This window comes from Pantoea sp. PNA 03-3, from assembly GCF_003201175.1.
GTDB classification, from domain to species: Bacteria; Pseudomonadota; Gammaproteobacteria; order Enterobacterales; family Enterobacteriaceae; genus Pantoea; species Pantoea stewartii.
In genome coordinates this window covers 95011-113148 of sequence record NZ_QICO01000010.1, presented here as the reverse complement: position 1 = coordinate 113148, position 18138 = coordinate 95011, and the positions used below count along the sequence as shown (strand labels likewise).

Here is an 18138-nt window from a genome sequence, read left to right as displayed (position 1 = left end):
ATATCATGAACTTAGCTTGGACTGAGGAAAGGCCAATGCCTGCCATTGAGCTATTTGCTTGCAGACTGCTAATACTGTTTGAGCGAATGCTACCACTTGAGCTACGAGAATTTTTCGGGCTCTCAGAACGTGAAGAGGATGAATTAATAAATTCCTTGGAAGATAAGCGCCTCGCTACATTGGATAATCAGGGTTATTTAGTCCCAAGTCCATTGTTGAAGGGCCAAGTTGGTGATGGGGATGGTGTACCAATGTTGGTTAAATATAATGAGCAGACTGAACATGTTGTATTTGACGCTCTTGCTCTTACTGTACGTAAAGAACAGCGAATGAATAGATTGATGTTTGGTTTACCAGAATTAGCCATGCCCGACTCTCTTAAAGGATTAGGAATGGACAATGTTATCGAAGAATTCGGTCGACAGTTTCGCAGTTATCTGGAAATAACACGAAACAATGAGCATGAGCGCCAACGAACTCAGCTTTATAAGGTGATGGGTTGTAGTACGAGTGAAGTGCTTCAATTAGCAGTTGACATTGAGTTCACCTATTTGCGAGCTGATGGTGAACCAAAACAGGTGATTCAATCTTCAGAGCGTCTAGGTCCTAATCAGAGCCGGCCCCTCAATAGTAAGCTAGAAGCCCATATCGCAGATTTTCTTGGATCGAATTTCATTGAAGACAAAGGTGTTGATGCTGAAAGTTATTGTAAGCTAACCGATGATCATGCGCTTAAGCCGTTCGTAAAAGGCTACAAAATTGATTATTCGGGGTGGATGCGTGCTAGAGATGAAAGCAAAACAGGCTATGGTTCACCTGACACTCGCGGTATTTTTGGTCCTATGTATTTAACTGAAAATAGACGCGAAGCATTTCAATGGATTCGTAAGGCAATTCACGAAAATGATAACGTTACTGAATTAAAAGCACTGTGGATGCCGAGTAATGTTCCTTTTTGGGGTGCTAACTCGGAAGATTTAGACCGTTTCATACAAAGTCTAAAAACTACTCTTGAGCAAAGGGATAGTAATGCAAAAATAACCTTAATCCATCAAGGCAATAAGTGGAGTGTTAGGCCATATCTAAAAAATATATTTCCATGCGGGCTATCCACTGCATTTGAGTTGGATAGAATTGAGCTTTTTATAATCCCGGGGGTTTTAGGATTTATACAGTATCACGGTCAGCCTAACACTGACAGTGGTATTAGTTTACCAATTGGCTATATAACGAAGGACCCGGAGAGAATAAAGTTTTTGGAATTGTTTTTAAAATCTAGGTTTGGCGAGCTTAGTAATTTGAATGTCACTTGGGGTTTTAATGGAGACAGCAAATCCCCAGTGACCAAACAAGACATTCTGCCAACAAACTGGCTAATAAGTACTACCACACGATATGCGACTAGGCCTATTCTTAGCATTAATCGCTGATATTAAAGTCAGTTACCCTCAATGGTAACTGACTTCTAGTGGTTTTAAATGAACTCAATCGTGAACCATTAAGAAATATCATTCCGCCTACTTATCTTGTAGATAAAGTAATTGTGTGAAAAAAACCAAAACTATGAATTTCCTTTTCTTCAAGGAAATCATAAAAATAAATATTTTCAGAAAATACTCGTAACAGTAACATTACTAACATCGCGGTGTGTTGAACAACGGGGAGCAGGTCATAACAATTTTAATAACTGGACTTCGTATCTAATAGAAGAATAAAGTCAAGACGGCAGAACCTCAACTGAATAAATTTTTTAAATAATGACAGATAGTAGAATATGATTTCTATATGTTATCTTTAATCTTCTCATGTCTGTTGAAAAGATTGCAAAAAAGCAAAATAATTTATATTTATAAAACAAGGAGTTAAGCTTGAATAATTTGAATAAACTAATCGAAACTAACCCTGAAGAAAGTATTGTGCAAGATTTTTTAGAAAGATACCCAGCTTCGATCATAGGGTCTAAACATGCACTATCTAATGCATTGATCGCAAAACTACCATTAGGCGTTGATTTTGTGACAGATTTTGCATGGGTGAACCCTCGTTCTGGTCCTGTGTATGTGTACCTTATAGAGATTGAAAAACCTTCTAAATTAATATTTAATCAAGATGATTCATTTACACAAGCCTTCAATCATGCGTACGGACAAGTGGAAGACTGGTTAGGCTGGACGTCGAGAAATCAAAGTACTCTTCGAGATATTTTGGCACCGTTAAGGCCTGATTTTCTTTTGCCGCCTTTTTTTGCTACAAGAGGTGTTTTAATTTACGGGAGAGGAAGAGAATTAAATGATAATAACAGAAGAAAGGAGCGTTGGTCTCAAAAAGGTTTATCAAATCCATTTATAGAGGTACGAACCTATGACGGATGGGCTCTTGAAATGAATGATCATATTCCTCCTCGGGATGGTGATGTAAGTTATTTATCCACTATGCACTATTCCAACCGTAGTTATCATAAGAAAGAGTTTCCTGACGAATAAGTATGACCACATATGTAGTGGTCGACTAAATGGACTTTATCAAACCGGGTAAGCCGACGCCGAATGCCTTTATCGAACGGTTTATCCGGACGTACCGGACAGAAATGCTGGTTTTTTAACTATTAAGAACCCTGAACTAAGTACGGGAAAATAGACATCACTTAATCACCTTCAGTTAAGTTTCTACCTTATATAAGCAGGGTAGCTTCAGCGTACCCATGCCTGAACCGAAAATATAATTGTCCAAAGCCCTAACTTCATATAATTGGCATTATATGAAGTTAGGATCCGGCAGCGGATCCCTGTATCATGGGATCCGGTCTGAAGATCAACCGCGCATGAAATCTTCAGTCCTGTGTGAACAAACTAACAGGCATCGCTACGTAAATTCTGCAGGGTTTCTCCCCTGCTTCTCTTACAGAATTCACGTAGCGCTGTCTCCTGAAAGGATAAAAATGGACGATTTCAGACCACATTTACCCGTATCTGATGCTCAGCTGCCCGGCCAGGCTGACGTGGTGGCGCAGCTCCGGGAGTTTGTTCAGGACCGAGAGGCCTTTTCTGACAATACGTGGCGGCAGCTGCTCAGCGTGATGCGGATCTGCGCCGGCTGGGCGAAGGAGTACGGCCGCACCTTTCTGCCCATGACACCCGAATGCCTGCGTGATTACCTTATGTGGCTGCAGGCAAACGGACGGGCATCTTCGACTATAGGTACACACCTCGCTCTTATCAGTATGTTACACCGTAACGCAGGGCTGACTCCTCCTCATGCTTCACCCTTAGTTTTTCGGGCAATGAAGAAAATTAGCCGAACTGCTGTGGTTAGTGGCGAGCGCACAGGCCAGGCAATACCCTTTCGTCTGACCGATCTTCTCACGCTTGATGCCAGATGGTCGGGATCAGATTCTCTGCAGCACCAGCGCGACCTGGCATTTTTACACGTGGGCTATTCCACACTGCTTCGGGTGAGCGAACTGGGACGTCTCCGCGTACGTGATGTTTCACATGCTTCAGACGGAAGGATTGTGCTGGATGTCGGCTGGACGAAAACCATTGTGATGACCGGGGGGCTTATCAAAGGACTGGGCGCACTTTCAACGCAACGCCTGAGAGAATGGCTGAACGCGTCGGGCCTGATTAACGAACCTGATGCCTTTATATTCTCCCCTGTTCACCGTACCAATCGAGCAAAAATCAACACCGACAGGCCGCTTTCCACCCGGTCAATGGAAGATATTTTTGCCCGAGCCTGGCACGAGGCGGGTCCCGCTGCGGATGTTAAACCCAATAAAAACCGGTACCGGCGATGGTCGGGACACAGTGCCCGGGTAGGGGCTGCTATTGATATGGCCACAAACAAATACAGTACCGCGCAAATCATGCAGGAAGGAACCTGGAAGAAGGCTGAAACAGTAATGCGCTATATCCGACACGTTGACGCACATTCTGGTGCAATGGTTGATTTTATGGATGCCCATGTAGGCAGGTGAAAACCTGAAACAGAACACCGTTCCTCAGTCCCAAGAGCTCTCAATCTCTGGATCAATAATAAAAAGGAATCGATCCGTATTACAGCTTAATTGGTGAATTAAATTGCTACAGCTTTCAGGCTGTAATATTGATTTAACAGCCTCAAGGTTGTATGGTGAAAAAACAGCTTAAATGTTGTATCCAGTCAGTTCCGGTGGACCTTTCAACATGAAAAATTTTTATACCGTTAAGACACTTAGCCAGTTACGCCCTTTGCTAATCGCTTTTCGAAAAGAAAAAGGACTGACTCAAAAAGATATCTCTGAAAGGTTAGGTGTAACCCAGCAGACTTATGCCCGCATGGAGGCAAATAAATGCAAAACATTAGAATGCTGTGGTTGCAGAGCAGACAATATGAACAGATTCTCTGGTCTGCTATGACTAAGAAACGGACGCTGGCTATGAAAAGATGTCCGGGGCTAAAGTACTCAGAAATAGCGTGACCGGGGGCGTGGAGGTATATTCCTGGTATGTCTGTATTCACCTTGGTGAAAATGCCACCTTCATCCCTGGCTGCTTTCAGATCGCCTGCCCCAGGCTCTGTCAGCGAATACCACAAACCGCCCTGCTTCGCGCAAATTAGCTAACGAGGTTGTCAGCAATTTCTGTTGATGACTTAGAGACTCTTGGCTATCACCGCTGCTGCTAAAAAGAATCTCAGCAGACGACAACCTCAACCTGGGGAGCAGTCTGTCAGGCTTTAAGACCTAAAGCCTGACATGCGTGGCGTAAAATTAACGACGTACGGCCATAATACCTGCATCCACGTCCCAGATAGCACCGGTCACCCATGCTGCCTTGTCCGACAGCAGGAACAGGATAGTATTTGCCACATCTTCAGGTTTGCCGACGCGGCCCAGCGGATGGAAATCACTCATCGCCTTCATTGCATCAGCAATATCTTCTTTGGCCATGAATCCTTCGTAGATTGGCGTCTGCACAATACCCGGAGAAACGGCATTCACACGTATACCCGCGCTGGCCAGTTCAATTGCCAGGTTGCGCGTCAGCGCATGCAGACCAGCTTTTGCCATCGAATAGGCAGAAGCAGGAGAATCACCCAGCGCAGCCTGCGCGCCAATTGAGCCTACATTCACAATTGCACCTTCGCGTTTGTCGGCCAGCATGTTCTTCACCACGTCCTGCGTGATAAAGAAAGTGGCGCGGTTCAGCGACAGGTAACTGTCATAGTCCGCAGCTTCGTGCTCGGTAAAGCTTTTCGGGATAAAGATACCCGCGGCATTCACCATCAGGCTGATGTCGCGGTGATGCGCATTGATTTCCTGACGAATGGTATTCATCCCTTCTTCTGTCATCAGGTTTGCCGTAATGACAGACACCGGGCCGAGAGGGCTCAGTTCTTTCTGAACGGCGTCAGCTTTATCTTTTCTGCTGCCCGTCAAAACCACGCTGCCGCCTGCTTTCAGCACCATACGCGCCGTTTCAAGACCCATACCACTGGTGCCGCCTACGACCAGAAGTTTTTTACCGTTAAAAAAATCGCTCATATGTGACTCCGTTATTTACAGGTAATGTTCAGCCGGCACGTAAATGGCCGGCCGGTGTTGGGTAATCAGATGCTGCAGCCGTCTGAGCCACAGGCCTGACCTGCAGTCACGGTTATTTCTTCCTGCTTTTCATCCCAGACCTGTCGCAGGGCACTCAGGAAATTTTCCGATGCCTGAGCGCCGCTTATGGCGTATTTCTGATTCAGCAGAAAAAGAGGCACGCCACTCACACCAATCGATCGGGCGCTGCTCTCATCCTCCGTTACTGAAGCACGAAGCGACGCGTTATTTAGAGCTTCTGCTGCAATGTCTGCCGTCATGCCGGCTTCACCAGCCAGCTTTATCAGTTCGTCGCGATCAAAGATAGATCGCCCTTCGGTGGTACCTGCAAGATAGAATCGTTCGGTCATCACCTCCCCTAGTCCTGCCTGCCGTGCAGCAGCCAGCAGGGTCAGCGCATCTTCGGTATCCCCGAACAGCATGGTGTCAAAGTTGTACCGCAGTCCCTCTGACTTCGCGGCCGTATCCACCTGATTCATCATCAGCTCAGCGTTGCTCTGACCGCCGAGCTTTTTGTAGAGCGCATCGCGGAAAGGCATGGCCGGCATGCCTTCGGCAATCCGGAAGCTGTGCTGACGGATGACCACGCGGTCGCGGTGTTCAAACGCTGCCAGGCCTTTCTCAAAGCGTTTTTTGGCGATCCAGCACCAGGGACAGACCAGATCGGACCAGATATCTATAGTTATGACGGGCTTAAGGGTTTGCATTGCTTACTCCTGAATTTCTGCTTTTCGTGTGACGACTGAAGGCTGCCAGAGGCTTAGTGTTTCTGTTCATCCTGCCAGGCCGGATAGTCGGTGTATCCCTTTTCAGGATTGCCGCTGACGCCGTAATAAGTACTGCGATCGCTTTCAGCCAGCGGCCAGCCGTTCTGCATTCTCTCAACCAGGTCAGGGTTAGCAATGTACGGCACGCCGAATGCCACCAGGTCTAGTTCATCAGCCTCAAGAGCGGCGCTGGCGATGTCGCGAGTAAAGCCGCCGGCGCCGATAAGCGTGCCGCCAAAAGCCTTACGGAAGAAAGCCTTAAAGCCCTTAGGTACAGGTGCGCTGTTATAAGCCGGCTGGTAGTAAAGGTGAACATAGGCAAGGTCACGTTCTGCGAGCGTCATCGCCAGAACCCCCCATGTCTCCTCCTCCCCCTCATACGGGGCCAGATCATAAATACGCCCGAACGGGGAAAGCCGCACGCCGACCTTCTCGCCGCCAATAGCGGAAGAGACCGCATCAATGGTTTCCATCAAAAAGCGCTGACGGTTTTTAACGGTGCCGCCGTAAGCGTCGGTGCGGTGGTTCAGCGCGGTGCTGAGGAACTGGTCAAAGATGAAGCCGTTAGCCGCCATAATTTCGACGCCGTCAAAGCCCGCTTCCATTGCCAGTTCTGCTGACTTAACAAAGTCAGCCGTAATACGCCTGATTTCAGCCGTTTCCAGTGCTCTTGGCGTGCTGGGGACGACAGGGCCTGGCTCGCCGGATTCTGTCAGGGCAAATACGGTGGTGTTGGTTGCCGGAATGGTGCCCGATGACACCGGGGCGGCATTACCCTGCTGTAATGAAACATGGGACATGCGGCCGACGTGCCATAGCTGAGCGAAGATACGGCCGCCCTTGGCGTGTACCGCATCGGTCACCGTGCGCCAGCCGGCTACGTGCTCACGGGTATAAATGCCCGGCGTGTAGAGATAGCCGCGTGCCTCTTCTGAAACCGGCAGCCCCTCCGTAATCAGCAGACCTGCCGAGGCCCGCTGCGCGTAGTAGCGGGCAACCACCTCACCGGCAACGTCGTTCATGGTGCGGGTGCGGGTCATGGGAGCCATGACCACGCGATTTTTCAGTTCTGTTCCAGCCAGGTTAAAGGGGGTGAATAACTTGCTCATGGTGCGCCTCTGACAATATCAATGGTGGCTACAGGAGCCGGGCTTCGGTTCTTACACCGTATTTTCCGGCCTGCCGGGTTCATGGGCGGCACTATACCAACCTACTAGTTGATAGGTCAATGGGAATTAATTATACTGTTGCTTCCGGCCATACCTGTTATGTCGAGACTCAGGGGCCGGCACAGGGCAGGCGCAACAGATGCCCTCACTTTAAACCGTAACAGAAGGGAATTAACGTGCGTGAAGCAGCCGCTTATAACGAAGATAATTTTCGCGATATTGAACAGTATGAAGGCATTTCTGTCGTGCGTTTTTCGGCGCCATGGTGTCCGCCCTGCCAGATCAGCGAGCCATTCTTTAGCGCGTTTACCGACGGCCTGGAAGAGAGCATTCAGGTGGGTAAAGTGAATGTCGATCAGGCACCAGTCCTTACGACTAAGTATGAAATATGGGGTCTTCCTTCTGTACTGATTTTTAGGGAGGGCCAACTGGTACGCCGGATACCTGGCGTTAAATCACCAGCGTTTTATGCTGCAGTGCTTGAAGAAATAAAAAAAGGGCCGCAAGGCCCTTTTATGAGGAGGCGGTAATGTTTTTTAACCGCGCAGCTGGCTGACCGCATCCAGGGTTCGGGCTGAATATACGGCAGCGGCACCCGCATTCAGATTGATGGCAACGCCCAGCGCTTCGGCAATTTCTTCATCCGTTGCGCCGGCCTTGATTGCGGCCTCCGCGTGAAACGCAATGCAGCCGTCGCAACGGGTTGTCACCGCACATGCCAGGGCTATCAGTTCCCGGACCTTTGCACCGAGCAGGTCGGTTTTATTGCCTGCAGCGCCCAGTGCAACAACGCCTTTCATAGTGTCCGGCGCCAGCTTGCCCAGCTCGCCGAGGCGCTGCATTAATTCCTGCCGGTAATTGCTCCAGTCATGCATAGTATTATTCCTGAGGGGTAGTGTTTAAAGTGAGAAGGATGTGCCGCAGGCTTGTTTTAAACACTTCAGCCCGACCTGTCGCACGGGCCACCACGCTGGCACCTTCGCAGAGGTTTATTATCAGCATAGCCACATCGGCTGGCTGCATGGCAGAAACAAACTCACCCGCGTCTGTACCGCGCTTAACAACCCCGGTAAGCCACGCAATCTGCATATCAAAATACCGGGAGGTCTGTTCCAGAATCGCCTCCGGAAGGTTTGCCGTTTCAGCTGAAAGCGCGCAGCACAGCGGCAACAGTGATGCCCGGTAACTCGTTTCAAACAGCGCTACATAAGAGGTAATCTGATCTGCCGCTTTTTGATGTACTGCTTCAATCTGATCAAACTGGTTAACCGTGTCACTGACAGCCTGCTTCACGACTTCCTGCCCGAGAATTTCTTTCGTCGGGAAGTGGTGATGTATACTGGCCTTCGTGATGCCAATCAGCTTGGACAGGTCAGCATAGCTGAAAGCTGAATAGCCCTTTTCCCGCATCAGGTGCTCGGCTTCATTAACCAGCCGTTCACGCGTCATAATCGTCATTTTAAAATCCTTCAATCTACTAGTTGGTAGATTGTATCCTTCACACCCTTCTATGGCAAGCAATCGGCGTTTTTTCCTCAGCCGTTCTGGTGGCGACAATGCGCAGCGGCTTCATCTGCACGAAACAGTACTGCGGCGATTTCCCGGGCTGTATCCATGAGCATCTCACCCTTTCGGTATCTGTCGATCATGTTTCCCTGCGCATCATTTGCATTGCGCGGTCTTTCAATAAACTGGCCGAGAAGTTCGAAATTGCTGTTCAGCACAGCGGCAAAAGGAATGTGAATTTTATCAATGCCAAAGAAGGCTGAAAATTCATTGCCCGCGTCTTCACGCGTAATCAGGCCCAGGGAAACGTGTGGAGCTGCGCGGGCAACGGCCCTGATGGCTGGCAGGTTCCGGTGACAGTCCGGGCACCACATCTCTGCCACGACCAGAATGTTGTAGCCGCCCTGCAAGGCAGATAAACGTTCAGAAAGCGTTTTATCCTCTGCCTGTCCTGCCAGCACTTCAAAATAACGCAACGCCTCGACATCTTTCTCTGCACCTCCCTGCGTAAAAAGCTCGTAATCCATTGCGTGTGTAATCAGCGCCCTGAAGTTCATCATTTTTCTCCTGTCTTAAGTCATCCGGTTCCCGGTAGCGAAACCGCTGCGCGAGATCCGCTATTTAATTCTCGTTTCAGGCTTAAATAAGTTACTTCAGGCTCGTCCGGACAGCCAAAGAGTTAGCATGAATGTTACCAATCTACTGGTTGGTAGTGTACATTTCTCTTTTTGGAGGATCTACTGTGAACGGAAAATTTATCGTACTGAAAGTTATTATTGCCATGATTGCCTTTGCGGCCAACTCCGTCATTTGCCGCGTGGCACTGCGCGGCAATCACATTGATCCGGTGAGCTTTACCGATCTCAGACTGTTAAGCGGTGCTGTCGTTCTGCTGCCTTTTTTCCTGCTCCGGAAGGACGGAAGAGGCTCACTGTCCCTGAAAAATGGGTTCAGTCTCGTGGTATATGCCATGTGTTTTGCGATGGCTTATATTCATCTGGATACCGGGGCCGGGGCATTACTGCTGTTTGGTGTTGTCCAGCTGACCATGGTTATTTACGGCCTTTTTCACGGGGACCGACTTTCCCCGGGCAGAGCTGCAGGACTTGTTATTGCGTCCTGCGGATTACTGACTCTGCTCTTACCCGGAGCCACTGCGCCACCGCCGGGCAGTGCGCTGATCATGGTGCTGGCCGGGCTTGCCTGGGCGGCCTACACGCTTGCCGGTAAAAAAATGCCTGATGCCACAGCGTCTACAGCCGGTAACTTCCTGATTGCCGCGCCCCTTGCGATTCTTGTTTCTCCCTTCATCAGCAGTGGCCAGCATGCTGACGGTATTGGCATTGTTCTTGCCGTAATGGCGGGTGCAGTTGCATCAGCCGGCGCCTACGTTCTCTGGTATTCACTTCTGCCACATCTGGATGCCGTGACCGCGAGTACGGTTCAGCTGAGCGTACCCTGTCTAGCCATGCTCGGCGGCGTGTTATTTACCGGTGAATCGCTGAGCCTGAAAATGGTTCTGTCTGCGGGGGCCGTGCTCAGCGGGATTGGTATAGTAATTGGTTTTTCGCGGTCTGAAAGCAGTGGCAGCAGCCCGGCAAGGTGAAAGATCAGAAAGACTTGATTTACCAACTAGTAGGTTGGTAATCTCAATCCGGGCGCTCTGCATTGCCCGGACTCCCTGCAGCTGGTCTGTCTGACGGTCGCCGGGCCGTGATTGTTATTTCAGATATACCGGATATCTTCATGCAATACGATTTTGACGGGCTTATTGAACGATCGGGAACAGACAGTCTGACCGCCGAGGGCTGGCGTGAATATATGTTCGGCGACTGCCAGGGCGACATACCATCAGAGCCGCCCGGTGGCTTTATTAATCTGTGGGTAGCGGATATGGCTTTTTCCACACCTCCTGAGGTACTGGAGGCTATCCGTGCGCGGCTCAGCCAGAAAATAATTGGTTATACTAAAGCTTACCACCCCGGGTATCTTCTGAGCTTTGAAAACTGGTGCGAAAGACACTATGGCTATTGTTTTCCGCGCGAGAGTATTGTGCTGTCACCTGGGGTGATACCCGCGTTGTACCGGCTGGTTCCTTTACTGACACGTCAGGATGAAAGTATCCTGATCCTCACACCCTCGTATGCTCCCTTTAAGAAAGCCGGGGAATACAGCGACCGTCGTGTGATCAGCTGCCCGCTGAAAAGCAATGGCGAGTATATGACGGTTGATTTTGACGCTATGCGGAATCTTTTGCAGGATAAGACGCTGAGGATAAAAGCTTTTTTCCTGTGTAATCCGCATAATCCCACGGGGCGTGTCTGGCATCCTGATGAGCTTCGCAGGATGATGGAAATGTGTCTGGAAAACGACGTCTGGATCATTTCAGATGAAATTCACTGTGACCTGACGCGCATCGGCATTTCACACACGCCTGCGGCTTCCCTTTTTCCCCACAGCCAGAAAATCATTACCTGCATGTCTTCCAGCAAAACGTTTAATCTTGCAGGTAACCTGTTGGCCAACGTAATGATCCCTGATCCCGGAGTCAGGACTGCCTGGCTTCGCCTGCACGATGAGTTCGTTTCCCCGCTAAGCCTGGCGGCTAACATTGCTGCCTGGTCGCAGTGTGATGAGTGGCTGCTTCAGGTAAAACGCTATATTGACGGAAATTTTCTTTTCCTGAGTGAGTGGCTGAAAAAACATCTTCCCCGCGTCCGCTACAGCATTCCTGAAGGCACCTATCTTGCCTGGATTGACCTGACGCCGCTTTCTGCTCAGGACGAACCGAAATTCACTTCCCACTTTTTTGCCGAAAAAGCGGGTGTTCTTGTAGAGGACGGATCCATGTTTGTCGGTAACGGTGATAACCACATACGGCTCAATCTTGCCTGCCCTCGCGCCGTACTGAGCGAAGGGCTGCTTCGTATATATCTGGCATTAACCGCCTCAACCTGAAACCAGGACAGCAGAGCTGTCCGGAGTACAAAAATGACAAACCGGCACTTCGATTATCTCACCATCGGCGGCGGCAGCGGCGGTATCGCCTCGATTAACCGTGCAGCCATGTATGGCCAGAAATGCTCCCTGATTGAAGCGAAAGAGCTGGGAGGCACCTGCGTGAACGTAGGCTGCGTGCCGAAAAAAATCATGTGGCACGCCGCGCAAATCGCCGAAGCTATCCATCTCTACGGACCGGATTATGGCTTCGACACCACAGTGAATCGCTTCGACTGGGCCACGCTTGTAAAAAACCGCAGCGCCTATATCGACCGTATCCACACTTCGTATAAAAACGTGCTGGGTAAAAACAACGTTGAAGTGATCAAAGGATTCGCCCGTTTCGTTGATGCGCACAGCGTTGAAGTCAACGGTGAGATCATCACGGCGGATCATATTCTGATTGCCACCGGCGGTCGCCCTAGCCATCCGTCGATACCGGGCGCAGAGTACGGCATTGATTCCGACGGTTTCTTTGAGCTGGATGCGCTGCCGAAGCGCACCGCAGTTGTTGGCGCGGGCTATATCGCGATTGAGCTGGCGGGCGTTGTGAATGCGCTGGGTTCAGAAACTCACCTGTTCGTGCGTAAGCAGGCGCCGCTGCGCAGCTTCGATCCGCTACTCACCGAGACGCTTGTCGAAGTTATGAACAGAGAAGGTCCGGCTTTGCACACCGAATCTGTTCCTGAAGCTGTGATTAAAAACAGTGATGGCAGCCTGACGCTGCAGCTGGAAAACGGCAGTGACTGTACCGTGGACTGCCTGGTCTGGGCGATTGGCCGTGAGCCCGCCAACGATCACCTCAACATTGAAGCCGCAGGCGTGGCACTGGACGACAGGGGCTATATCAAAGTCGATAAATTCCAGAACACCAGTGTGTCAGGCATCTATGCCGTGGGCGACAACACCGGTGCGGTTGAACTGACGCCGGTTGCGGTTGCCGCAGGCCGTCGTCTCTCTGAGCGTCTGTTTAACAACAAGCCGGACGAGCATCTGGATTACAGCAATGTGCCGACCGTGGTGTTCAGCCATCCGCCGATTGGCACCGTGGGGCTGACCGAACCGCAGGCGCGCGAACGGTATGGCGATGATCAGGTGAAGGTTTATAAATCGTCATTTACCGCGATGTACACCGCGGTAACCAGGCATCGTCAGCCGTTCCGCATGAAGCTGGTCTGTGTGGGTACAGATGAGAAAATTGTCGGCATTCACGGTATCGGATTTGGTATGGATGAGATACTACAGGGCTTTGCTGTGGCGCTGAAAATGGGGGCGACCAAGAAAGACTTTGATAATACCGTGGCGATCCACCCGACGGCAGCGGAAGAGTTTGTGACCATGCGCTGACCGGCGCGATGCGAGGCGCATAACAGGTGACTCCGGTAGTCTGTTATGCGCCTGAAGCTTAATGCAGAACAGTGCTGAGTAAAACAGATAAAATTGCTGCGCAGAAAAACCCTGCTCTGGGAGGAACAGGGTCATGAAGCTTCACAGGCAGAACAGATGTGACTTATACGAGACGTGTCTCAATCGGCACCGGGTTAGCCAGCGTGTCATGAATAGGTGATGCCTCAGGAAGCAGGCTGACCAGCTCTTCCAGCTTTTCACGGCTCGCCGTATTACTTTCAAGACGTACGTCTACGCGGATACCTTTAGCCCCTTTACGGGCGTTTTTATCCAGTCCTAGGAAACCTTTCATATCAATATCGAAATAGAGATCCAGCTCGATACTTTCCAGATCTACACCTTTTTCAGCAGCCATCAGGGTCAGAGTAGCGGTATAACACCCAGCCAGCGCCTGCAGAATATATTCGGTGGGGCTCATGCCGGTGTCGTCACCAAGCAGCCCAGGTGGTTCGTCCCCGATATTCGAGAATTTGCCTACGCGGCTCCGGTCTTCTTTGCCATTCTGAAATGACGATCCGGTTTCCACACGTACGGCCAGACCGCCGTGTGAACGCGCTTTTACCTGGAATGACATGTTACCAAGGCCAGGCTCTGCGCGAACGGCCTCACGAACATTACTGATGGCGTCAGCGGAAGCCTGAGGTTTTGCTGAATGCGACATACATACTCCTGTAAACGGTTTGTGGGAGAAAGCCAGAACACGCCAGCTATCTACTAGTAGGTAGATTAGTCATTTGAAATGCCGTTGTCCAGTTTTAAAAAAAGTTATTCATCGTACTTTCGATTTAACCGCAGAAGCTGATCTGAACCTGACGGGCCACTCAATGACTGGCGGCTTAATGAGCGGGGGGATCAGAAACGCTGATACGTACTGCCTGAATATTTACGGCGGCCTCCCTCCGGCAGAGTGCCGACTATCCTGGAGGCATCTGCTTCTTCATCAGCGCCAGACCGGAGGAGCTTACACCGGAGAGATCAGCCCAACACAGGCAGGACGAATAAAAGTGAGAGCTGCTTAACGTTCCCGGATAACGTCAATTGACGGATGATTTCATAGCGGTATTGTCTGCACTTAACAAACGAGCAAACAAAAGTGATCATATGAGCAAAATTGTTGAGCCATGCAGCATCCCGGCTTAGCTGTTTTTAGTCTGATGATACTTTTGTTCAGCTCTGTCATTTCTCAGAAATTGTTCAGGGGTAGTTCAATGAAGCGGGACCTTGTTGCGGGAATAGACTCATCTACTCAGTCTTGTACCGTTATGCTGCGCAGCCTTGAAAGTGGCGACGTGATTGCTCAGGCCCGTAAGCCGCATCCGCCGACGACGCCCCCCTGCAGTGAGCAGGATCCGCAGGCCTGGTGGGACGCGTTAACTTCGGCTCTGGATGAGCTCAAAGTATGGCAGCCCCGTATTGCAGGGCTTGCTGTCGGTGGGCAGGGTCACGGTCTGGTCATGCTTGATAAAGATGACCGGGCACTGCGTCCAGCCAAGCTCTGGAATGACACTGAGTCTGCTACCCAGGCACACGAGTTGTGCCGGAAAGTTGACCCTGAAGAGTGGGCTCGCCTTACAGGATCGGTGCCCGGACCGGCGATGACCATTTCAAAACTGGCGTGGACCGAACATCACTGCCCCGGCCTGCTTGAAAAGTGCCATCGCATTATGCTGCCGTTTGACTATCTGGTTTATCGCCTCAGCGGCAGTTTTGTGTGCGAGCGTGGCGGTGCATCTGGGACCGGCTACTTCAACCCTTTCACCAATAGCTGGGAGCCTGAGCTCGCTGCTGTGGTAAACAACCGAATTGACTGGCTCTCCCTCTGGCCTGCCATCATTCCCTCGCATCAGCCTGCCGGCGTGGTGAAGCTGATCCCCGGTCTGGAAGACCTTGCCGGTGCCGTTGTAGGCGTAGGAACTGGCGATAATATGTCTGCTGCGCTGGGAATGAACCTGAAACCCGGTGATACCGGCATATCGATCGGCACGAGCGGTACGCTGTACGGCATAACCCCGGCGGGAATAGCCGACAGCACCGGGATTATCAACGGCTATGCAGATGCAGCCGATCGCTTCATTCCCATGATTACCACGCTGAATTCCGCGAAGGTAACCGATACATTCCGCACCCTGCTGGGTGTTACCACTGACGAATTCGATGCACTCGCACTGAGTTCACCTACCGGCGCCAACGGTCTGCAGCTTGTCCCATGGCTGGATGGCGAGCGCACGCCTAACCTTCCCGACGCTACGGGGCACATGCGCGGGTTACGCACCACCATAACCAGAGAGGATATGGCCCGCGCTGCCGTGGAAGGCGTGCTGTGCGGCCTGCTGGCAGGCGGACTGATCCTGAAACAGCATGGCTTCAGTGATGACGGGCACATCGTTGTCACCGGCGGCGGGGCGAAGTCACGTGCCTACCGCCAGATCCTTGCTGACCTGACTGGCAAACCGGTCTGGGTTTCTCCGGTGGAAGAAACAGCCGCCGCCGGGGCAGCCATTCAGGCAGCCGCTGCTGTACTGGGATGTACGAATGCTGAAATGGCCGAACGCTGGTGCAGGCCATTTGTGAAAGTCGCCGATCCCCGTGAGGATGCGCGCCATGTTCTGAACGCTTACGTTAACTATGCCAATGCTTTATCAGGAGAGCTGCAATGAGTTCAATGAGCACACCCGCTAAAATTAAACCCCCAAGACAGCCACTTAAAGTGCCTGCTGAAGCGGGGATCGCCGTGGTTTTTTTACTGGTTATGCTGGGCGGCTTTATAGCCACGCCTAATTTTCTGACCGTATCCAACATGATGGTTTTACTTCTTAACGGCGCGGTCATAGGTTTCCTGTGTCTGGGGCAGTCTTTTGTTCTGCTGACAGGCGGGATTGACCTTTCCTGTGGCTCAATTGTGGCCATGACCTGCGTAGTCGCGGCGCTGCTGATGGAAAAATTTGCCATTCCCTGGCAGCTTGCCGTACCCATGGTTCTGGCGGTGGGGGCCCTGAGCGGTCTGGTTAATGGGCTGATCATCGAACGTACCGGCGTTCCACCTTTCATTGTGACGTTTGCAATGATGGGCGTGGCGGCATCCATTCCGCAGATTATCACCGGAGCCGAGTCGATCCGCGTGACACAAATCGGTTACAGCCTCATCGGTCAGTCAAAACCCCTGGGCATTCCGTTTCCGGTGATAGCCCTGCTGCTGGCCATTATTATTGGCGTCATCTTCCTGCGGCGGACCATCACCGGTACCCATATTTATGCGGTCGGCGGCAACGCAGATGCCGCGCGCCTGTCAGGGATCAGCATTCCGCGTATAACCCTGCTGGTCTATGCCATCTCCGGACTCTGCTCGGCATGCGGCGGACTGATTTACGGCTCGCGCCTGATGACCGGATATCCGACGGCGGGCCGTGGTGACGAGCTGTTTTTCTCAATCGCGGGTGCGGTAGTAGGCGGCGTCAGCTTGTTTGGCGGCACCGGCAGCCTCATCGGCGCGATGATTGGGGCAATGCTGATTGCCGCCATATCCAATCTGATGAACGTACTGAACGTCAGCGCGTACTGGCAGCCGCTGGTTATCGGACTGATCATCCTGTTTGGCGTGACGTTCGATACTCTGCGCACGTCCAGAAAAATCGTGATCCCCTGGTTCAAAGTCAGGAAACCACGAAAAACACAACAATAAAGCCTCTTAACCTCTGACCTGTACCTTACCAGGAGATAAACATGAAACTGCGTACGACTCTCACTGCAACAGCTACGATCGTTGCGCTGGCCTGCCTGCTTGCCGGCTGTAACCGGGATGATGCGGAAAGCACCGCAGGCGCTGGCAAAAAAACACTCGGCGTAACGCTTCCGAACCTGACCAACCCCTATTATGTGGCCATGAAAAAAAGCTTTGAGGATAATGCTGCTGCTCAGGGGATGAACGTCAAAATCTCGATTGCTGATAATGACGATGCCAAACAGCTGTCGCAGGTGCAGAACTTCATCGAGCAGAAAGTGGATGCGGTTGCGGTGAACTGCGTTTCGTCCGGGCCATGCGTTTCAATTATCAGCCAGCTCAATCAGGCAAAAATCCCGGCATTTGCTATCAATATCCTCCCTGATACAGCGGGACTCAAACAACAGAACGTCACCCTGGTGCAGGGGGTTCAGACCGATCAGCGGGAAGGTGGCAGGCTCATTGGGCAGCAGCTGCTGAAGGACATCGGTGAAAACAGCCCGGCAACGGTCGGAATAGTGGGAGAACCGACCTCAATAGCCGCAAACGCCCGTGATGAGGGGTTCAAAGCCGCCGTCGCGTCCAATAAAAATATTAAGTTTGTTGCACTGGTTAACGGAAAGGTAGAAGAAACCACATCTCTGAAAGTGACCACTGAAATGCTGCAGGGCAGGCCGGAGATTGACGTGGTGTATTCAGACACCGAACCTTCTGCACTGGGTTCACTGGCGGCCATCAGGCAGCTGGGCGTCAGTGACAAAGTGAAGCTGTATGCTTTTGTAGATAAAGAAGGCGTTAAAGCCGTTCAGGATAACAGTATACTCAAAGCCGGTGCGATTCAGGAACCCGTTAAGCTTGCTCAGATACTGGTTGAAAACGTCCGGAAAAGCCTGGGCGGTGAACAGGTCCCGGCCATGATCAACAATCCACCGCTGCTGGTCACTAAAGACAACGCGGCCTCCGTTATGGGTTCAGCGTACTGAGTAA

General features: G+C 51.1%; 17 protein-coding genes and 2 pseudogenes. 12 read left to right on the top strand and 7 right to left on the bottom strand.

Annotated elements, in window-relative coordinates:
• The first annotated feature begins 35 nt into the window (after positions 1–35).
• From C7433_RS20935 to C7433_RS20915, 5 genes and pseudogenes are all read left to right on the top strand, one after another.
• Positions 36–1430, top strand: coding sequence for a hypothetical protein (locus tag C7433_RS20935; RefSeq protein ID WP_233255810.1), 1395 nt, complete (start codon positions 36–38; stop codon positions 1428–1430).
• A gap of 438 nt (positions 1431–1868) precedes the next feature.
• Positions 1869–2483: a Shedu anti-phage system protein SduA domain-containing protein gene (locus tag C7433_RS20930; protein WP_110268831.1), complete on the top strand. Its 615-nt coding sequence runs from the start codon at positions 1869–1871 to the stop codon at positions 2481–2483.
• Between the two features lie 29 nt (positions 2484–2512).
• Positions 2513–2599 (top strand): annotated as a pseudogene (locus C7433_RS20925) (integrase core domain-containing protein); the annotation flags it as partial.
• 339 nt (positions 2600–2938) lie between these two features.
• Complete coding sequence (locus tag C7433_RS20920; protein WP_105080092.1) at positions 2939–3976, top strand: tyrosine-type recombinase/integrase; 1038 nt, start codon at positions 2939–2941, stop codon at positions 3974–3976.
• A gap of 208 nt (positions 3977–4184) precedes the next feature.
• A pseudogene (locus C7433_RS20915) lies at positions 4185–4328 on the top strand (helix-turn-helix transcriptional regulator); the annotation flags it as partial.
• 422 nt (positions 4329–4750) lie between these two features.
• Here the strand turns inward: C7433_RS20915 and C7433_RS20910 are convergent.
• The 3 genes from C7433_RS20910 to C7433_RS20900 all read right to left on the bottom strand — a co-directional run bounded on the left by C7433_RS20910 (position 4751) and on the right by C7433_RS20900 (position 7460).
• Positions 4751–5524 carry an SDR family NAD(P)-dependent oxidoreductase gene (locus tag C7433_RS20910; RefSeq protein WP_019105541.1) on the bottom strand — a complete coding sequence of 258 codons (774 nt, stop codon included), beginning with the start codon at positions 5522–5524 and terminating at the stop codon, positions 4751–4753.
• Positions 5525–5589: 65 nt separating this feature from the next.
• On the bottom strand, positions 5590–6291 hold the full coding sequence (locus C7433_RS20905) for a DsbA family oxidoreductase (protein ID WP_105080093.1): 702 nt from the start codon (positions 6289–6291) through the stop codon (positions 5590–5592).
• Positions 6292–6344: 53 nt separating this feature from the next.
• Positions 6345–7460, bottom strand: coding sequence for an alkene reductase (locus C7433_RS20900; protein ID WP_019105539.1), 1116 nt, complete (start codon positions 7458–7460; stop codon positions 6345–6347).
• 236 nt (positions 7461–7696) lie between these two features.
• On the opposite strand from C7433_RS20900, the gene C7433_RS20895 reads away from it, so the two are divergent.
• A complete protein-coding gene (locus tag C7433_RS20895) occupies positions 7697–8050 on the top strand; it encodes a co-chaperone YbbN (protein WP_019105538.1) in 354 nt (117 codons plus the stop codon).
• 6 nt (positions 8051–8056) lie between these two features.
• Here the strand turns inward: C7433_RS20895 and C7433_RS20890 are convergent, their stop codons facing one another.
• From C7433_RS20890 to C7433_RS20880, 3 genes are all read right to left on the bottom strand, one after another.
• The gene (locus tag C7433_RS20890) at positions 8057–8395 is read right to left on the bottom strand and encodes a carboxymuconolactone decarboxylase family protein (protein ID WP_019105537.1); all 339 of its coding nucleotides are present in this window, start codon (positions 8393–8395) and stop codon (positions 8057–8059) included.
• A gap of 4 nt (positions 8396–8399) precedes the next feature.
• Positions 8400–8978, bottom strand: a complete 579-nt coding sequence (locus tag C7433_RS20885; RefSeq protein ID WP_105080094.1) for a TetR/AcrR family transcriptional regulator — start codon at positions 8976–8978, stop codon at positions 8400–8402.
• A gap of 77 nt (positions 8979–9055) precedes the next feature.
• Positions 9056–9586: a thioredoxin family protein gene (locus tag C7433_RS20880; protein ID WP_233255809.1), complete on the bottom strand. Its 531-nt coding sequence runs from the start codon at positions 9584–9586 to the stop codon at positions 9056–9058.
• A gap of 182 nt (positions 9587–9768) precedes the next feature.
• Between C7433_RS20880 and C7433_RS20875 the strand changes: the two genes are divergently transcribed.
• From C7433_RS20875 to gorA, 3 genes are all read left to right on the top strand, one after another.
• Positions 9769–10632: a DMT family transporter gene (locus C7433_RS20875; RefSeq protein WP_019105534.1), complete on the top strand. Its 864-nt coding sequence runs from the start codon at positions 9769–9771 to the stop codon at positions 10630–10632.
• A gap of 140 nt (positions 10633–10772) precedes the next feature.
• Positions 10773–11984 (top strand): MalY/PatB family protein, encoded by a 1212-nt coding sequence (locus C7433_RS20870; RefSeq protein WP_019105533.1) that lies wholly within the window; start codon positions 10773–10775, stop codon positions 11982–11984.
• Between the two features lie 33 nt (positions 11985–12017).
• Complete coding sequence (gene gorA, locus C7433_RS20865) at positions 12018–13373, top strand: glutathione-disulfide reductase (RefSeq protein ID WP_019105532.1); 1356 nt, start codon at positions 12018–12020, stop codon at positions 13371–13373.
• A gap of 163 nt (positions 13374–13536) precedes the next feature.
• Here gorA and C7433_RS20860 read toward each other — a convergent pair whose 3' ends face one another.
• Positions 13537–14094: an OsmC family protein gene (locus tag C7433_RS20860; RefSeq protein WP_019105531.1), complete on the bottom strand. Its 558-nt coding sequence runs from the start codon at positions 14092–14094 to the stop codon at positions 13537–13539.
• Between the two features lie 547 nt (positions 14095–14641).
• On the opposite strand from C7433_RS20860, the gene xylB reads away from it, so the two are divergent.
• Genes xylB through C7433_RS20845 form a run of 3 tightly spaced genes read left to right on the top strand, consistent with a single transcriptional unit; the run spans position 14642 to position 18134 of the window.
• Positions 14642–16090, top strand: a complete 1449-nt coding sequence (gene xylB, locus C7433_RS20855; protein ID WP_026020978.1) for a xylulokinase — start codon at positions 14642–14644, stop codon at positions 16088–16090.
• Positions 16087–17112, top strand: coding sequence for an ABC transporter permease (locus tag C7433_RS20850; RefSeq protein ID WP_019105529.1), 1026 nt, complete (start codon positions 16087–16089; stop codon positions 17110–17112). Before xylB ends, C7433_RS20850 begins: the two co-directional genes overlap by 4 nt.
• A gap of 41 nt (positions 17113–17153) precedes the next feature.
• Positions 17154–18134, top strand: coding sequence for a substrate-binding domain-containing protein (locus C7433_RS20845; protein WP_019105528.1), 981 nt, complete (start codon positions 17154–17156; stop codon positions 18132–18134).
• Positions 18135–18138 lie beyond the last annotated feature (4 nt).

Excerpts from the sequence above, each read along its gene's own strand:
- gorA (WP_019105532.1), top strand. The coding sequence starts at position 12,018 with ATGACAAACCGGCACTTCGATTATCTCACCATCGGCGGCGGCAGCGGC.
- C7433_RS20880 (WP_233255809.1), bottom strand. The coding sequence starts at position 9,586 with ATGATGAACTTCAGGGCGCTGATTACACACGCAATGGATTACGAGCTT.
- C7433_RS20900 (WP_019105539.1), bottom strand. The coding sequence starts at position 7,460 with ATGAGCAAGTTATTCACCCCCTTTAACCTGGCTGGAACAGAACTGAAA.
- C7433_RS20935 (WP_233255810.1), top strand. The coding sequence starts at position 36 with ATGCCTGCCATTGAGCTATTTGCTTGCAGACTGCTAATACTGTTTGAG.
- C7433_RS20850 (WP_019105529.1), top strand. The coding sequence starts at position 16,087 with ATGAGTTCAATGAGCACACCCGCTAAAATTAAACCCCCAAGACAGCCA.
- C7433_RS20910 (WP_019105541.1), bottom strand. The coding sequence starts at position 5,524 with ATGAGCGATTTTTTTAACGGTAAAAAACTTCTGGTCGTAGGCGGCACC.
- C7433_RS20890 (WP_019105537.1), bottom strand. The coding sequence starts at position 8,395 with ATGCATGACTGGAGCAATTACCGGCAGGAATTAATGCAGCGCCTCGGC.
- C7433_RS20870 (WP_019105533.1), top strand. The coding sequence starts at position 10,773 with ATGCAATACGATTTTGACGGGCTTATTGAACGATCGGGAACAGACAGT.
- C7433_RS20920 (WP_105080092.1), top strand. The coding sequence starts at position 2,939 with ATGGACGATTTCAGACCACATTTACCCGTATCTGATGCTCAGCTGCCC.
- xylB (WP_026020978.1), top strand. The coding sequence starts at position 14,642 with ATGAAGCGGGACCTTGTTGCGGGAATAGACTCATCTACTCAGTCTTGT.
- C7433_RS20860 (WP_019105531.1), bottom strand. The coding sequence starts at position 14,094 with ATGTCGCATTCAGCAAAACCTCAGGCTTCCGCTGACGCCATCAGTAAT.
- C7433_RS20885 (WP_105080094.1), bottom strand. The coding sequence starts at position 8,978 with ATGACGATTATGACGCGTGAACGGCTGGTTAATGAAGCCGAGCACCTG.
- C7433_RS20845 (WP_019105528.1), top strand. The coding sequence starts at position 17,154 with ATGAAACTGCGTACGACTCTCACTGCAACAGCTACGATCGTTGCGCTG.
- C7433_RS20905 (WP_105080093.1), bottom strand. The coding sequence starts at position 6,291 with ATGCAAACCCTTAAGCCCGTCATAACTATAGATATCTGGTCCGATCTG.